The sequence below is a fragment of the Rudanella paleaurantiibacter genome (assembly GCF_009184635.1).
Lineage (GTDB): Bacteria > Bacteroidota > Bacteroidia > Cytophagales > Spirosomataceae > Rudanella > Rudanella paleaurantiibacter.
Genome location: NZ_WELI01000014.1, coordinates 63,841 through 78,838 on the forward strand (window position 1 = coordinate 63,841; position 14,998 = coordinate 78,838).

Sequence of the window (14,998 nt, forward strand, 5' to 3'; positions counted from 1 at the left end):
TTTATAATGACTTGGGTAACAGGCTTGTCTCAAAGTCCGAAAGGGGAGGAGTAGCCGAGGTCATAATAAGATGTATTTCGTTGTTACCTCTCAGTAACAGGGCCAGAGGGAAAGAAGAAGTTTCCGCAGGCTGATGCTGTTCCCATTCCGTAAGTTGATACCGTATTTGCTCACTCAATGCAGGTGTAGCCTCACTTACCCACAGGCCAACGAAGCGGTGGAGCCGGTAGTGAAAAAAGAGTACGTCGGGTTTCAGTACCGACATGGGTAATTCTGACGCAACCCGGCTGACCAACGCCCAGCCTAACTGGTTTAGCAACGTTTGTCGGGCCTGGGCAACCCGGCTTCGTTGCGTTCCGGTTTTAGTGACCTTTTTTGGGGCCAGAGTAGTGGTGAGCAGTTGGTCCTCCCCTAAAGCGACCTGGTAATAGTACCGGGATTTAATCAGTCGGTTTAGGGTCCGGTACGACCAGCCCTCATCGGCTGCATTGTGCAGGTAGAAATGACGTTCCTGCTGGTTATCAATGGCTAACAATAAGCGGTAGTGTGTCCAGGTGAGTTCGGTACGCAGGTGCTGCCGGAGGTTACTGAATTCTCCACGCACTGCGTGGAGAATTGGAAATGCCATGTAGAACTGCCGAAACCACCATAGATTGGAGGTCTTGTACCCCTTTCCGTAATGGTGGGTAAGCTCCCGAGATAAACCTTCGATGAGTTGTACACCGTAATCAGCCCGATCCTGACCTTGTTGCTCGGTCTCGACGATGATACGGCCAATGTGCCAGTAAGCCTCCACGCGGGCAAAATCCGGCTCGCCCCGGATGGCTGCTTCATCGACTGATACAAGCTGCCGGAGAAACTGGTGCAGCTCAAGTAAGGAATCTGGGTTCGGGAATAATTGCGGAGTCTCCATAGATTGTCTCAAAAAAAGGATGTCGTTCTACTAAATGGCAACGAGGATGGTTTTACTCAAAGTACCCCGCTCCCCTATCCCTGATTCTTCGACTTCCATAAACATTACATTACGGAAGTCGAAAATAGCATTTCAAAACACATCGTCCAACCGCTCCTCGCTGGCCCGCAGCAAACGCATCTGTTCCTCAACTGTGTGCGTGTAAATCTGCGTAGTGGCCGGTGATGCGTGCCGCAACACGCCCTGCGCTTCTTCGATTGTTCCGCCGTTGAGCAGAATGTTCACAGCCGTGCTGTGCCGAAACGAGTGCGCGGTGTATTCTGGACTGTCTATACCAATCTCGCGTAGCTGCTCCTTAGCCACCTGCCGAATCGTGCGCGTGGTCAGTCGTCCACCCCGGTTATTATTGGAGTGGGACACAAACAACGGCTCCTGAGGATCTGGTCGGGCCACGCTTGGTCGCTGACGAGGTTTGCGGCTGGTGGCGGCAGCCCGTTGTTTCAGATAAGTTGCAATAGGACTATATGCCTTATCGGTCAGGATAACGAAGTTGTCTTTCTCGTCGCGGCCTTTGCCCTGAATCTTCAGAATTCGTTTCCCGGCTTTCATCGCAATGTCGCCCACGTCGGCCCGGATCAGTTCGATAGTACGCAGCCCTGTTCGCAGCAGCAGGTTAGCGATGGCATGATCGCGCAACGTCAGTAGGTGTTCCTGATCGGCTACGGTATATTGTTCGGTTGACTCAACAGTGGGCGCAGTGTTGGTCAGTAAATCTTTTCCCTGCTGCGCCGTGAGGGGCTGTCGGCGGAACTGCCGCTTCCGTCTGGGCGACTTCACGCCCCGCGCTACGTTCGGATAGAGCTTGTTAGCCTCGGCCCACTCGTAGAACTTACGAACCGTCGTCAGGTACGAGCCAACCGTCAGGCCGCTCAGCCCCTTGGCCAGTCCATCCTCCTTGTACTGAATAATCACGGACCGATCTACCTGGCTTAACGCATACCCTTTTTCCCCAAGCCAGTTCATAAACAGCCGCAGGGTTCGCACGTACAGCTCCCTCGACGATTCCACCACATCCTGATCCAGCGCGAACCGGTCAATCAGGACTTCGATTGACGGGTCATTAAAGGCTGGTGTAATGTTAGATGGCACTACAGAAATTGTACGCATACTACTTAATGAGATTTTTTAGTCAAATTCAATAAGGTTGATAGACTACACAAATCTTTGGGAAAATAAATGAATTTTTCCAAAGATTTTTCAAATTTATCACATATAAAAGCCATATTTTATTTGAGCTTTTTCATGAATATCGAGGTACTTCATCACCTCACCCACCTTCCTAGCGCAAACCATCGTGATTGGGTACTTGCCATCAAACTGTGTATTATTCCAATTCATTTTGGTTAAGGCTAAAATTTCCTCGCAGATGATATCAGGCGATACATCACTTTCAACGACTCTAACTTCAAGGGGTTGAGGTATGTAAGGACCTGGGTAGGTGCGATAATACTCAACCGACCCTTTTGTGTACAACAGTCGAATATTTTTATCTAATTCAATGTGAGTCCCCCTCAAGGCAGGATACATACCATCCCGTAGCATTCTCACGTTTGAGTCCAGTATGGTGACAAAATCTACTTTACCGATACCCATTTCATAGACCGCATTGCGAAAACCATCTAATTCGTCTTCGTTATAATTAGATGACTTATGGATGACTAACCGGGCTGGAAACGTTTCCATAGCCAGATTGTATTCGCTTAAGGCACCTTTTAAGAGTTCAAATGCTTGCTCCGACTCTAAGTGTGGTTTACGGTCCCGCTCATCGATCTTAACGGGGGTTCCCCTTAAGATAACGCCATTACCTAATTCATCAAATATCTGAGCTAAACTGGTGTGGGTAACTTTCTTGTCCCGACTTTTATAGAAGCTGATACCGACAAAGCAGACGGACGGCCGATTGATGTTATGGGGTAGACGCCAAGGAATCTGATTCGCTTTGTAGTAAGCAGCCGTACTAAAATTCCATGCTTTCGTTGCTTCATCCTGTTGAAAACGGGAGGGACTTAACGACTGTTCACGTACCAACTGTAAAGGCTTACCCAGGTGCATCGTTTTTGCTTTTAAAGCACGCCGGAAGTTTAATTCATAATCAGAAGGTTCTTCTTCGTTTCCTTCAATCGTCTCTTCCTGATCCGTCTTGGGTTCCTTTGCAATGTAAGGAAACAACTCCGCCGGAATGACACAGGTAATTAGATCAACATTGCGGTGCTGGGCAACAAATTTTACTTTTTCGTAATACAAATCAATGGCCTCTGTGATGCGCTCATTATCGTTAGCAATCTTAATGATTCGTTTAATGTCAGAATTGTTGATGTCTTTGGTTAACGCTTCCCCGTATTGCAGATTCGACTTAAACCCTGACGACAAATTAAATCCAGAGAACGCGGCATAGAGTCGAGGATGATTGTTGTCAGCTTTCTGAGGAATGAAGCGGCTGCATTTATCAATCCAGTCGGATAATTTACCCAAGTTGTCACTGGTTCCAACTCCTCCAACGTTGATTTCCTTCTTCCGATAGTCATTCTTCGATTCATAAGTATCGAAGGTACTGATTCCAGCTCGGGGACAAATATGTTTGTCCTGGGCAAACTCAAGTTCAGGTTCCTGAATATATTTCAGCTTCATAAAGACTTTTTTTCTTTTTTAATGTGCCAATAATCATCCGTCAGCTTGGGCGCGTTGTCAAAGCTCACTAATTCATCAAAGTTCAGGAAGAAGTCCTTGCTTTGGCTTAGGAAATAAGCCAGAAATCGAACGTGGGTAAATACTTCGCCGTTTCGCTCCTTTTTCTTTTTGTAAGTGGCTAATTCCTGCGTTTTCCAAAAGTGTTTCTTCTTGCCGTCGTGAGTGGCATAAGCATCAGGGCTGATATTTAAATACCACTCCTGACCGAATTGACGAAAACTACATTGGAAGGCGAAATGAGTACAGTGCCAAAGCTTGTCGGGCTCGTCAGGATTCGTTTTTGAATGCATTTTCGCTTCAAACACAGTCCGCTCAGTTCTCACCTTTCCCTTCCATCTAATCTGTCGTTTGGACAAGAGATCATCTTCCGGCGCAAAAATGTACGTTCTGTCCTCGTGTTTCCAAGCGATACCCATATGATGAAGCTTTCGGCTTAGGCATGTGTTCAACAGGCTCACGAATGTGCGCTGCTGATCGGCTACCGCACAGAATTCATCGATACCAAACGATTCTACGGTTCCTGGTTCAACCAGATGGTGGAACGAGTTATCACTTTGGGTAAGATCATAAAACGTGATGATCTTATTATTGGAAACCGCAAAGTCACCACTCAGCTTAAGCCCTTTCATCTTCAATAGCTCATATACAAACTGCCGACTATCCAGCTTGTAGGGTATGAATTTTTCTTCCCTTCGGCCGTATTCGAAGAGTTCACTACGGGTGGTAGCGACTTCCCCAATGAACACTCGTTCCGGTAAACGGACCTTCAGAAGCGATGAATAAAGGGTTTCTGTCGTTTTGTCTTCCAGGCTTCCCTCAACATCCTCAAGCTTTAGCTCCGGCAGGCTATACCGATTGAAGAGCTGATTAACCATTGAAAAGTTACAACAATGAACTTGGTTAAATGATCCGGCTGAATTGCCTAATTGCGTGACTATTCCTACCAAAACGGGTTTGCCATCGGCTTCAACCACAACTCCACTGCCTGAGAACCCCGCAACTGAACTGGCCGCCAGATCGCCCGACGAATCGCTGAGACTGGTATTCGTTCGTATCTTAAACACTTGTCCAGACGCTTCGATGAACCTAGCTTCAAGTTTAGTCGCTTCTCCTCCCAATGCCGCTGGATAACCTCTGAAATGAAATGTACCAGAATCATCGTTGACCCGACCAATTGTAATGGTCGGAATCGCGGACTCACCTACTGGAAAATCAGATCGGTTGATTAGCAGTAACGCAAAATCATGCTTAGGATCGACAAAGAAGTTCTCTTTATCGACAACGATCTTCTTGAAACTACCAACCTCCGGCTCGTACTCTACCAGACAAAAATTAGGATTTGGTTCAATACAATGATTAGCCGTGAAAACGTAGTAGTGTTGCGGGTCGTTGGGATGCGTAAAAAGGATACCACTTCCTTGCCGATTGATACGAATGGTTAGTTTTTGCAAAAGTTCAGATATAGTCATACTTAGAAGACGATCTCGTTTTGAAACGAACATTGGAAACCAAACGCTTGCATTTCTGAAGGCGAAAAGATTCCCTCAGTAATAGCATTGCGGTAATTAAAGATTAGCTCGGTTGGCTGACCTCGCTGGTAATTATGATAGATGATTCTTGCCAATGCTTCTTTATGGGGCAGACCGTGCGTGTTGCTCCCGTTTGTAGAGACAATAAATCGGTTGCAGTCGAGTAAGGCCAGTAGTGCTTCATTAGTATTATGTTTACTACCGTGGTGAGACACCTTTACGCAATCCACTTTGAGTTTATGAACGTCACTGTATCCTTGCTTCTGCAAGCTGGCTATGATTACCGAAGGATGTGCATCGGCCAGAAGTAACACTTGCTTTTCCCGATGAGTTGCCAGAAATGCGATACTGCTTCCGTTTGGCACTCCTCTGTCCTCATGAATGGGTCGTTCAATTAGCTCCTGAATACTGAGATGGTAATCTACTTGCCGACCAGCGAGTGGTACATTTTTTGAAGGCATGATTTCCGTTTGCCAATCCTTGCTGAGTCTTTGGAGAGACGGTTCGTCGGGCGAGATTACATTGATTGTAAGCCCGTCCAAATCATATTCTTGAATCGCAGCTATTGGCGTCTTATTAGTGGATATCTGCAAGCGTTCAAGAAATCGTTCAAGCGTATTGCCTTGTTTTGTACTAATCTGCTTATCGGTATGAGGCAACATGACATCGTGTTGATGCTCATCAATCCTATAAAAGTAGCGTGAAATGACACGGGCAGAGTTAAACCAACAGGCCGAAAGCAGTTTATCAGGCAACCGTCTCAGTTCCATTTCATTAACCAGCCGAAGCACTCCCCCGATATGATCGGAATCAATATGGCTGAGTATTAGTAGGTCAATTACCTCCTTTCGCTCAAGCAAAAGCTGAATTTCATACTTTAGGGACTGGTTATATGTATTAGTAACACCTCCATCGATCAAGATATTACGATTTCGACCACTCGATCCTTGCCACTTTAATAATAAAGCGTCTCCACATGATGCCGGTAAAATATCTAAAATCATACTGTACAACTCAAATGTGGTAGCTCTCCGAGCAGCTACAGTGCCAAACACACCCAGTCAATGATAGTGCCGATTAGGGCAGTATGTCACGATGACATAGAATCTGTGTGGGTCAGCGAATTCGTCATGCGCTTGCTGCTGCGACAGTTGCTTTACAAAGTATATTATTTGACAGAATGTCATACAACCCAAATTGGATTTGGCAAAAACCTGCTAAGTGCTTAAAAACTCTGCTGATTTTATCCGCTTCAGAATTTAACACAGCCTATTTAGGATTTTCCCAAAATACGGCACTTTTTCTTATATTTGCCAAAATATTGTAGTGAAGGACTCATGCAACACACCGGCATCCTACAGGCACTCGGGCCAAACAGTATGATACAGCGGTCGGCGTTACGCGCTGCACTCAAGCAAGCGCACCCGAACGCAGCGAGTACGACCTTGGACTGGTATATTCATACGTTGCTTGAAGCTGGCCAACTGATACGACGCGGACGAGGGCGTTATGAAGTAGCCGGGGAGCCACTGGCCCGAAAGTCATTTGTGCCGGGCCTGCCGGATGAACTGGTCAGCCTCGGCAGACACCTGAGCGAACAGTTTCCTCTCCTGACTACCTGTTTCTGGTCAACGGCTACCGTACACAGCTTTACGATTCAGCAGCCTTTTGTGGCGTACTGGCTGGTCGAGACGGAACGCGATGCCGTAGATGCTGTGCTGGATGCCATCCTGCGCCATCCTCGTGAAGGTATCCTCCAGATGGCCCCTGTTCTTCGGGCAGAAGACCTAAGACTGGCTCAACGCTACAACAGAGACTCGTCCATCTCCCTGCTGGTCAAGCCACTGGTCAGCGAAGCTCCGCTTCAGCAGGACGGTAACGGCCTGAACGTGCCGACCGCTGAGAAGATCCTGGTTGACCTGGTTGCCGACCGGAGGGTGTTTGATCTGTTTGCCGAGGAGCTTCCCAACATTTACATGGAGTTCAATAGCCGTTTCGCGCTGAATCTGGACCGGCTGCGACGCTATGCCCGCCGTCGGCATCAGCTTCCGAACGTAGAAAACTATTTGAGCCAGTTACCCACCGGATATGATTCTTAATGAAACCTTTACGGCCGGCTGGATTAAAACCATTGCCGGTCAGTTCACGAAGCCTGTTGATCTAAAGTTACTGGAGAAGGTGTTGCGGGCGTTGAGCCTGCTGGAACAACTACGACTCGGGGGACTTACGTTCGTGTTCAAAGGGGGTACGTCGCTGGTCTTGCACTTCGATCAGCCACGTCGGTTATCAATCGACATTGATATTGTGATGGTTGAGCGAAACGCTGCGCTGCCCGCGCTGTTCGATGCCATCGTAGAAACAGGCCTGTTTACGCGGTGGAGCGACGATTCCGGGCGCAAGAGCCACCAACACGTACCTGTCGAGCACTACAAATTTTATTACGATAGCGTCATCGACGCGCAGGCTGGTTTCGGTCCTGAGCCTGTCCTGCTTGACATCCTGTATGCCGAACCTGACTATGAGATATTGGTAGAAAAGCCCCTGACTCATCCGTGGCTACAGACAGCCGCGCCGTACCCAATAGTGCAGCTCCCAGATGTGAACTGTCTTCTGGGCGATAAACTGACGGCCTTTGCCCCTAACACAACAGGAATTCTTTACAGCAAGAAGCGTCCGCTCGAAGTGGTGAAACAGTTATTCGACGTGGCTTTGCTCTTCGACTACATGACCGATATCGCGTCGGTTCGGACAACGTTTGAGCGGCTGGCCCGGCAGGAAATTGGATTCCGTGGGCTTTCCATCTCGCCGGACGACGTACTGGAAGATGTGTTCAACACGGCTGTGTTGCTTGCCCAGCGGGATACTAAACAGGCTCAGTTCCTGTTTCTACAGGATGGCATCAAGCGGATGAATAACTTCATCGTCAGCGATTTTCGCATCGAGGACGCGATTACAGCCGGTGCAAAAGCTGCATACCTGAGCCGCCTACTCCGAACCGGTGCCGAAGACCCACAACGTTATCGGGAAACAAACCAAGTAATTGACCTGCAAATCACTGACTTGACCTTTAACCGGTTGAACAGATTGAAGAAGACCTCAGCAGAAGCCTTTTTTTATTGGTACTGTGCGACGTTAGGCTAATCATTATCGATCTCGCCCTGCCCTAGTAAAGCTTTAAGAATCAAAATATCCAGGTCGTCAGCGATGGTAGCAACTTTTATCGAACGTCTAAAGCCAAATACAATTATCACTGGTGACCTGTTTCCAGAACAGGTACACGTCATTGTAGCAATGCCGTTTGGCGATTCAGTACGAATTATTGGTCGGGGCGACAGTAACCAGTCGTATGATCGGGTTGTAGCACCAGAGCAATTCAACCGCTTGACGTTCGTAGAACAGGGTTCTTACGACGGAAACGCACAAAAATTTCGGCTGGCCGTCGAGGCCCATCGATTGGGACTCGCCTACGAATACGATCCTTATTTTTCGTTATCTATTGCGAGGGTTGATCCACTTCCCCATCAGTTGGAAGCCGTCTACGACTACTTTCTGAAGATGCCCCGCATTCGATTCTTACTGGCCGACGATCCGGGGGCTGGCAAGACGGTCATGGCGGGGCTACTCATCAAAGAACTAAAGGCGCGTGGACTGGCACGGCGAATACTTATTGTAACGCCCGCTAACTTGACATTTCAGTGGCAGCGCGAGATGAAAGACAAGTTTCGCGAACACTTCGAGGTCGTGCGGGGCGATGTCTTACGGGCAAATTATGGTTCCAACCCCTGGCAGGAGAAAAGTCAGGTAGTAACGTCCGTATCGTGGGCCGCGCTCCAGGAAGATGCCAATCAAAGCCTCCTTCGGGCAACGTGGGATTTGGTCATTGTGGATGAGGCTCACAAAATGAGTGCTTCGACGGAAGATAATAAGACCTATGCATACCAATTAGGGGAATCCTTATCTGAACGTACCGACCACTTTCTATTGATGACAGCAACGCCCCACAAAGGCGACAAAAAACAGTTTCAACTGTTCCTGAAACTACTCGACCGGGATGTGTATGCCGATGTGGCCAGTTTGGATGAAGCCATTCAACACAACGAAGCTCCATTTTACCTGCGCCGGGTGAAAGAAGCCTTAGTCTCATTTCCAGACCCGACAACCGGCAAAGCCATGTCGCTTTTTACCCGGCGAAATGTGCAAACTATTGGCTTCCGCATTGAAGATGAAGAATGGGCTTTCTACAACGAACTGACCAAATACGTCGAAGATCAGTCAATTCGGGCCTCACAAGACAACACGGCGCGAGGACGGGCGGTCGGCTTCACAATGGCCATGCTCCAACGCCGATTCGCGTCGAGTCTGTTCGCAGTACGTCGGAGTTTAGAGCGAATGAAAACACGTCGAGAAGAAATCCTGCGTGACCCCGAAGCCTACCGACAGCGGCAAATTATTAACCGTCTGCCTGATAACTATGATGAGATGCCTGATGAGGACCAACAGACGTTACTGGAATCACTGGAAGCAGCTATTATTACATATAATCCTGCCGACTTGCGCTTAGATATTGAAGCCCTGCGTCGGCTAATAGGGCAGGCAAAAGAGCTTGAAGCACAGGAGGTTGAGAATAAGATAGTGGAGCTAAAAGACGTACTGACCAAACAGGGCGTTTTCTCAGACCCGAAAATGAAGCTGCTCATTTTTACAGAGCACAAAGACACGCTTGATTATCTGGTTGGCGATGGTAAGGAAGGCCGACCACTGGGTAAACTGGTCGAGTGGGGCTTGAAGACTACGCAAATCCACGGCGGCATGAAGATTGGCGACCGTAATACGCCCGGAACGCGCATCTGTGCTGAACGTGAGTTCAAAGAGTCAGCGCAGATCATGGTGGCCACCGAAGCCGCCGGCGAGGGGATAAACTTACAGTTCTGCTGGCTGATGATTAACTATGACATCCCCTGGAACCCAATCCGGTTAGAGCAACGGATGGGTCGCGTCCATCGCTACGGGCAGGAGAAGGATTGTCTAATTCTGAACTTTGTTTCGACTAATACCCGCGAGGGGCGGGTGATGCACAAACTATTTGAGCGCATCTCCCAGATTGAGGATGATCTGGACCCTGGCCACACAGGCAAAGTCTTCAACGTATTGGGTGATATTTTCCCCTCGAACCTGCTGGAAAAAATGTTGCGGGAAATGTACGCTCGTAACTACGACAGCGAATTACCGATTGTCGAGCGGATTGTGCATGAAACCAATACTGAGCGATTCCGACAGATTACCAACTCAACACTGGAGGGTCTGGCTAAGCGTGAGCTGAACCTATCGGCTATTCTGGGGAAATCGGCGGAAGCGAAAGAACGGCGGTTAGTGCCCGAAGTCATTCAAGATTTCTTTCTACAAGCGGCTCCCTATCAGGGAATCACCCCCAGGGAGACCCGCAAACACAGTGGCGTGTTCACGGTCGGGCGGGTACCACGCAACCTGTGGCACCGGGGCGAGTTGAACGAGAAACGATATGGCATGCTGGGGCATGAGTACGGGCAGGTAGCGTTCTCCAAAGACATCATTGCCAAAGACAGTACGCTTGACTGGATTACGCCCGGTAATCCGCTATTTGAGGTAGTGCGGGAAGAAACGGTTGAGCAATTCGGTTCTGAACTGAAAAAGGGGGCCGTGTTCTACGGACTTAATCTCGATCAGCCCTCCAAGCTGGATATTTTTTCGGCGGCCATCGTCGATGGCATGGGCCATGTACTACACCGCCGACTGTTTGTGTTAGCTACCAGACTCGACGGAACCGTACAACTAAAGCAGCCCACGCTGTTTCTGGACATCGTGCCGACTACAGATGCCCCCGCTGTGCCGGATTCTACCAATCTGCCCGACCAACAGCACCTGGAACAACACCTTGTTCAATACGCACTGCGCGATTATCTGGCCGAGGTGCAGGCCGAGCGGCAACGCGAGGTAGCGGTGGTGACGCGCCACGTTGAGTTGAGCCTGAACGAACTGCTGAACAAACAGAATTTGAAACTGGGCGAACTGATTGATCAGGAGATGGAAGCACCACTACCCATCAATCTGCTTGGTCTTAAAACACAGATTGAGAATCGGATTCTGGAACTAAGCAACCGGCTTGACCACCGACGGCGCGAACTGGCCAAAGAGGGTCAATGCACGATTGCCTCAACACAGCACCTCGGCACAGCTTGGATGCTGCCCCACCCAGACCGTAACCAACCTGCCATGCAGCCAATGGTTAGTAACGCCGAGATCGAGCAGATTGCGATTCGGGCCGTAATCGCTTACGAAGAGGCACGGGGCTACAGGGTAAACAGTGTCGAAAGCGAAAACAGAGGGTTTGACCTCATCAGTCGGCGGTTCCATTCAGAAGATCCCGCTACGGCCATCGACGTGCGATTTATTGAGGTAAAAGGACGGGCGGGCGTGGGCGAGATTGCGCTCTCGGCCAACGAATACCGCACGGCCCAGCGGCTCCAACAAGATTATTTTCTCTACGTGGTGTACGACTGTGCGACCAACCCAACCGTACACGTGATCCAAAACCCGGCGTCGCTCAACTGGCAACCCGTAACCCGCGTAGAACAGTACATGGCTAAACCAGCCGACATTTTAGGAAAATGAACCACTACCCGAAGCGACTGATCGAAGTTGATTTACCAATAAAACGAATCTCGGCCCATGCTCGGCGTGAGAAATCCATCCGGCATGGCCATATCAGTACATTGCATATCTGGTGGGCACGTCGGCCACTGGCGGCCTGCCGGGCGGTGCTATGCGCGGCTCTATGGCCCGATCCCGCCGACCCCAACTGCCCCGAAGCCTTTGCTCAGGCGGCAACGGAGCATATGGCCCATTGGTGCCGGCACGAGAACGCGCGACTGCACTCCATTGAAAGCCATGACCACTTCGTTCGGGTACGTACTGAACCAGAATTTTTAGAAGACCGGGCTTGTCTGCGAAATGTACTGCTCGATTTCATCGCCGATTTTGCTAACTGGGATAACGCTACCCATCCCGATTACTTAGCTACAGCTCAGGCCCTGACCGTAGCCGCTCACGAGGCTCTTGGGGGCATACCCGGCACCCGCCCCTTGGTAGTTGATCCCTTCGCGGGTGGTGGGTCTATTCCTCTCGAAGCCCTGCGCGTAGGGGCCGATGCGTTTGCGTCAGACCTGAATCCTATTCCGGTGCTGATCAACAAAGTGCAATTGGAGTACATACCGAAGTATGGTAAGCAGTTGGCCGAGGAGGTACGGAAGTGGGGAACCTGGATGAAAGAGGAAGCGGCTAACGAACTGGCTCAGTTTTACCCCTCCCTATCCGAACCGACTCTCGACACCTACGTACCTCAGGTGCCTGAAACGGTGAAACGGCAGGGGCGTGTCTGGAAGCTAAAGCGAATTGTGGCCGAAACGCCCATTGCTTACCTCTGGGCGCGAACCGTCGTTTGCGAAGGCCCTGGCTGTGGGGCCGAAATACCCCTGATGCGAAGTACGTACCTGGCGAAAAAGGGAAGTCGTTCCGTTGGTTTGCGGATGGTTCCCAACCGCACTGAGAAGCGTGTTGACATTGAATTAGTTAATGAGATACGAGCTGCCGATACAAATGGAAGTGTTAAGAAAGGAAACGCAATTTGCCCCTGCTGTGGATTTATAACACCAGTAGCGTCAGTTAGAAAACAACTACAAAAAAGGCAAGGTGGAGGTAATGATGCCCGCTTATTGACGGTGGTTACAACGTTAAAAACAGAGCGTCTCAATAGTGGAGCAAAGGAAACATTTTCTGAGAAAGGTAGATACTATCGTTTACCAGAAAAGATCGATCTCGAATCCATTGAGAAAGTACAACAAACTCTGCAAGAGAATTTAAGAAATGGAACAATTGCTACGGTTCCAGATGAAAAGTTTACAGGTATTGAACCAAGGAGAATACCACTACCGCTATATGGTATTAATTCATTTGGGGAGATTTTTACCGTTCGTCAACAGTATTCTCTTCTATTTCTGTGTAGGCTGATACATGAAAACAGCAATAGTTCTGAATTAAGCAAGGACTTAATATTGGCTATAACTACATGTTTAGCTTTTCTTATTGACAAGATTGCTCAGTATAACTCGACACTTTGCCGATGGAAGTCGAGCGGGGAGAACGTTGTGGATACCTTTGGGAGGCAGGCATTACCAATGGTTTGGGATTTCGCAGAGGTTAACATTTTCGGAGACGCGAGTGGGGATGTAGGTGCGCTTTTAGATTGGCTTTGCGAGATGCTTGATTCTAACTCAGGTCAGTTTACTGCTGTATCTGGAAGTTCGGTTCAGTCATCCGCTGCATCTCATCCAATGCCAGATGATAGTATAGACGCTTTTGTAACAGACCCACCTTACTATTACTCTGTCCCATATTCTGACCTATCCGATTTCTTCTATGTGTGGTTGAAACGTTCATTAGGCCCACTTTACCCAGACTTATTTACAGAGCAACTTACACCAAAAGGTGAAGAGTGCGTACAAAATCTTGCTCACTCAGCAGTTGCTCACCTTCAAAAAGACAAGCAATTTTATGAGTCTAAAATGCTTGATTGTTTGACTGAAGGGCGTAGAATAACCAAACCTAATTCTGTTAGCGTTTTAGTTTTCGCCCATACGGAAACATCTGCCTGGGAAGCTCTTTTAACGGCTCTTATTTCGGCAGGTTGGTATGTTACTGCATCATGGCCAATTGATACAGAAATGGGGACACGCTTAGTTGCCCAAAGGCAAGTTACGCTTGCCTCATCCATTCACCTCGTTTGCCGCCCTCGTGAATGTGCCGACGGTACGTTAATTGAAGACGAAGTAGGTGATTGGCGCGATGTGCTGCGGGCCTTACCCAAACGCATTCACGAGTGGATGCCCCGCCTGGCAGCCGAGGGCGTAGTAGGTGCCGATGCTATTTTCGCTTGCTTAGGCCCTGCGCTGGAGATTTTCAGCCAGTACAGCCGAGTCGAAAAACCCAACGGTGATGTCGTTCCGCTGCGGGAATATCTTGAGCAGGTCTGGGCGGCTGTCAGTCAGGAAGCGTTAAATCAGGTCTTCGCGGGTGGCGATGCCAAAGGCTTTGAGGAAGACGCTCGCCTAACGGCTATGTGGCTTTGGACGCTCTCGGCCAGTACGTCAGGCCCGGTCACTGACGAAGACAGCGACGAGGAGGGGGACGAAGAAGACGAGAACAATACCCCATCCAAGAAAAAACTTAGCGGCTTTGTCCTCGATTACGATACGGCCCGAAAAATTGCCCAGGGCTTAGGAGCTGATTTGGGCAAACAAGACGGCCTGATCGAAGTCAAGGGCGATAAAGCCCGACTACTGCCCGTCTCGGAACGTACCCGACCCTTATTTGGTCAGGCGGGGCTGCGGGCGGCTCCGATTCGCAAGAAGCCAGTCGTGCAGTTAGCCTTAAACTTTGCGTCGGCCACGTTGGAAAGCGTAGCAGAGCCAGCAGTCGGCTATGAAATGCCAGAGTTAAAAGTAGAGGAAACGGGCAAAACCGTCTTGGATCGACTCCATCAGGCTATGCTGCTGTTCGATAGTGGCCGCACCGAAGCGTTGAAACGGTTTCTGGTTGAAGACGGTGTTGGCCGCGACGAACGGTTCTGGAAGTTAGCACAGGCCCTAAACGCGCTTTACCCTAAAGACACACCCGAACGCCGGTGGGTCGAAGCCGTTCAAACATTCAAAAAAAGTTTAGGATTATAAACCATCCCGCATCGGCCCGTCCGGGGAGCCGGTACCGGCCGATGCGG

General features: G+C 49.4%; 9 protein-coding genes. 4 read left to right on the plus strand and 5 right to left on the minus strand.

Going from position 1 to position 14,998, the window contains the following annotated elements:
- Nucleotide 1: 1 nt before the first annotated feature.
- The 5 genes from F5984_RS23770 to F5984_RS23790 all read right to left on the minus strand — a co-directional run bounded on the left by F5984_RS23770 (nucleotide 2) and on the right by F5984_RS23790 (nucleotide 6,194).
- Nucleotides 2–913: a DUF1016 N-terminal domain-containing protein gene (locus F5984_RS23770; protein ID WP_152126720.1), complete on the minus strand. Its 912-nt coding sequence runs from the start codon at nucleotides 911–913 to the stop codon at nucleotides 2–4.
- 132 nt (nucleotides 914–1,045) lie between these two features.
- Nucleotides 1,046–2,080: a tyrosine-type recombinase/integrase gene (locus F5984_RS23775; RefSeq protein ID WP_152126721.1), complete on the minus strand. Its 1,035-nt coding sequence runs from the start codon at nucleotides 2,078–2,080 to the stop codon at nucleotides 1,046–1,048.
- A gap of 99 nt (nucleotides 2,081–2,179) precedes the next feature.
- Nucleotides 2,180–3,601, minus strand: coding sequence for an argonaute/piwi family protein (locus F5984_RS23780; protein ID WP_152126722.1), 1,422 nt, complete (start codon nucleotides 3,599–3,601; stop codon nucleotides 2,180–2,182).
- The gene (locus F5984_RS23785; RefSeq protein WP_152126723.1) at nucleotides 3,598–5,130 is read right to left on the minus strand and encodes a S1 family peptidase; all 1,533 of its coding nucleotides are present in this window, start codon (nucleotides 5,128–5,130) and stop codon (nucleotides 3,598–3,600) included. The genes F5984_RS23780 and F5984_RS23785 overlap by 4 nt, the downstream gene beginning before the upstream one ends.
- 2 nt (nucleotides 5,131–5,132) lie before the next feature.
- Nucleotides 5,133–6,194 carry a ComEC/Rec2 family competence protein gene (locus tag F5984_RS23790; protein ID WP_152126724.1) on the minus strand — a complete coding sequence of 354 codons (1,062 nt, stop codon included), beginning with the start codon at nucleotides 6,192–6,194 and terminating at the stop codon, nucleotides 5,133–5,135.
- 441 nt (nucleotides 6,195–6,635) lie between these two features.
- Here F5984_RS23790 and F5984_RS23795 point away from each other — a divergent pair, with 441 nt between their 5' ends.
- From F5984_RS23795 to F5984_RS23810, 4 genes are all read left to right on the plus strand, one after another.
- On the plus strand, nucleotides 6,636–7,289 hold the full coding sequence (locus F5984_RS23795) for a DUF6577 family protein (RefSeq protein WP_152126725.1): 654 nt from the start codon (nucleotides 6,636–6,638) through the stop codon (nucleotides 7,287–7,289).
- Entirely contained in the window at nucleotides 7,279–8,331 is a 1,053-nt protein-coding gene (locus tag F5984_RS23800; protein ID WP_152126726.1) for a nucleotidyl transferase AbiEii/AbiGii toxin family protein, read from the plus strand. The genes F5984_RS23795 and F5984_RS23800 overlap by 11 nt, the downstream gene beginning before the upstream one ends.
- 240 nt (nucleotides 8,332–8,571) lie before the next feature.
- Entirely contained in the window at nucleotides 8,572–11,838 is a 3,267-nt protein-coding gene (locus tag F5984_RS23805; RefSeq protein ID WP_221412975.1) for a protein NO VEIN domain-containing protein, read from the plus strand.
- Nucleotides 11,835–14,951: a DUF1156 domain-containing protein gene (locus F5984_RS23810; protein ID WP_152126728.1), complete on the plus strand. Its 3,117-nt coding sequence runs from the start codon at nucleotides 11,835–11,837 to the stop codon at nucleotides 14,949–14,951. Before F5984_RS23805 ends, F5984_RS23810 begins: the two co-directional genes overlap by 4 nt.
- The last annotated feature ends 47 nt before the right edge of the window (nucleotides 14,952–14,998 follow it).

Excerpts from the sequence above, each read along its gene's own strand:
- F5984_RS23775 (WP_152126721.1), bottom strand. The coding sequence starts at position 2,080 with ATGCGTACAATTTCTGTAGTGCCATCTAACATTACACCAGCCTTTAAT.
- F5984_RS23790 (WP_152126724.1), bottom strand. The coding sequence starts at position 6,194 with ATGATTTTAGATATTTTACCGGCATCATGTGGAGACGCTTTATTATTA.
- F5984_RS23770 (WP_152126720.1), bottom strand. The coding sequence starts at position 913 with ATGGAGACTCCGCAATTATTCCCGAACCCAGATTCCTTACTTGAGCTG.
- F5984_RS23810 (WP_152126728.1), top strand. The coding sequence starts at position 11,835 with ATGAACCACTACCCGAAGCGACTGATCGAAGTTGATTTACCAATAAAA.
- F5984_RS23800 (WP_152126726.1), top strand. The coding sequence starts at position 7,279 with ATGATTCTTAATGAAACCTTTACGGCCGGCTGGATTAAAACCATTGCC.
- F5984_RS23780 (WP_152126722.1), bottom strand. The coding sequence starts at position 3,601 with ATGAAGCTGAAATATATTCAGGAACCTGAACTTGAGTTTGCCCAGGAC.
- F5984_RS23785 (WP_152126723.1), bottom strand. The coding sequence starts at position 5,130 with ATGACTATATCTGAACTTTTGCAAAAACTAACCATTCGTATCAATCGG.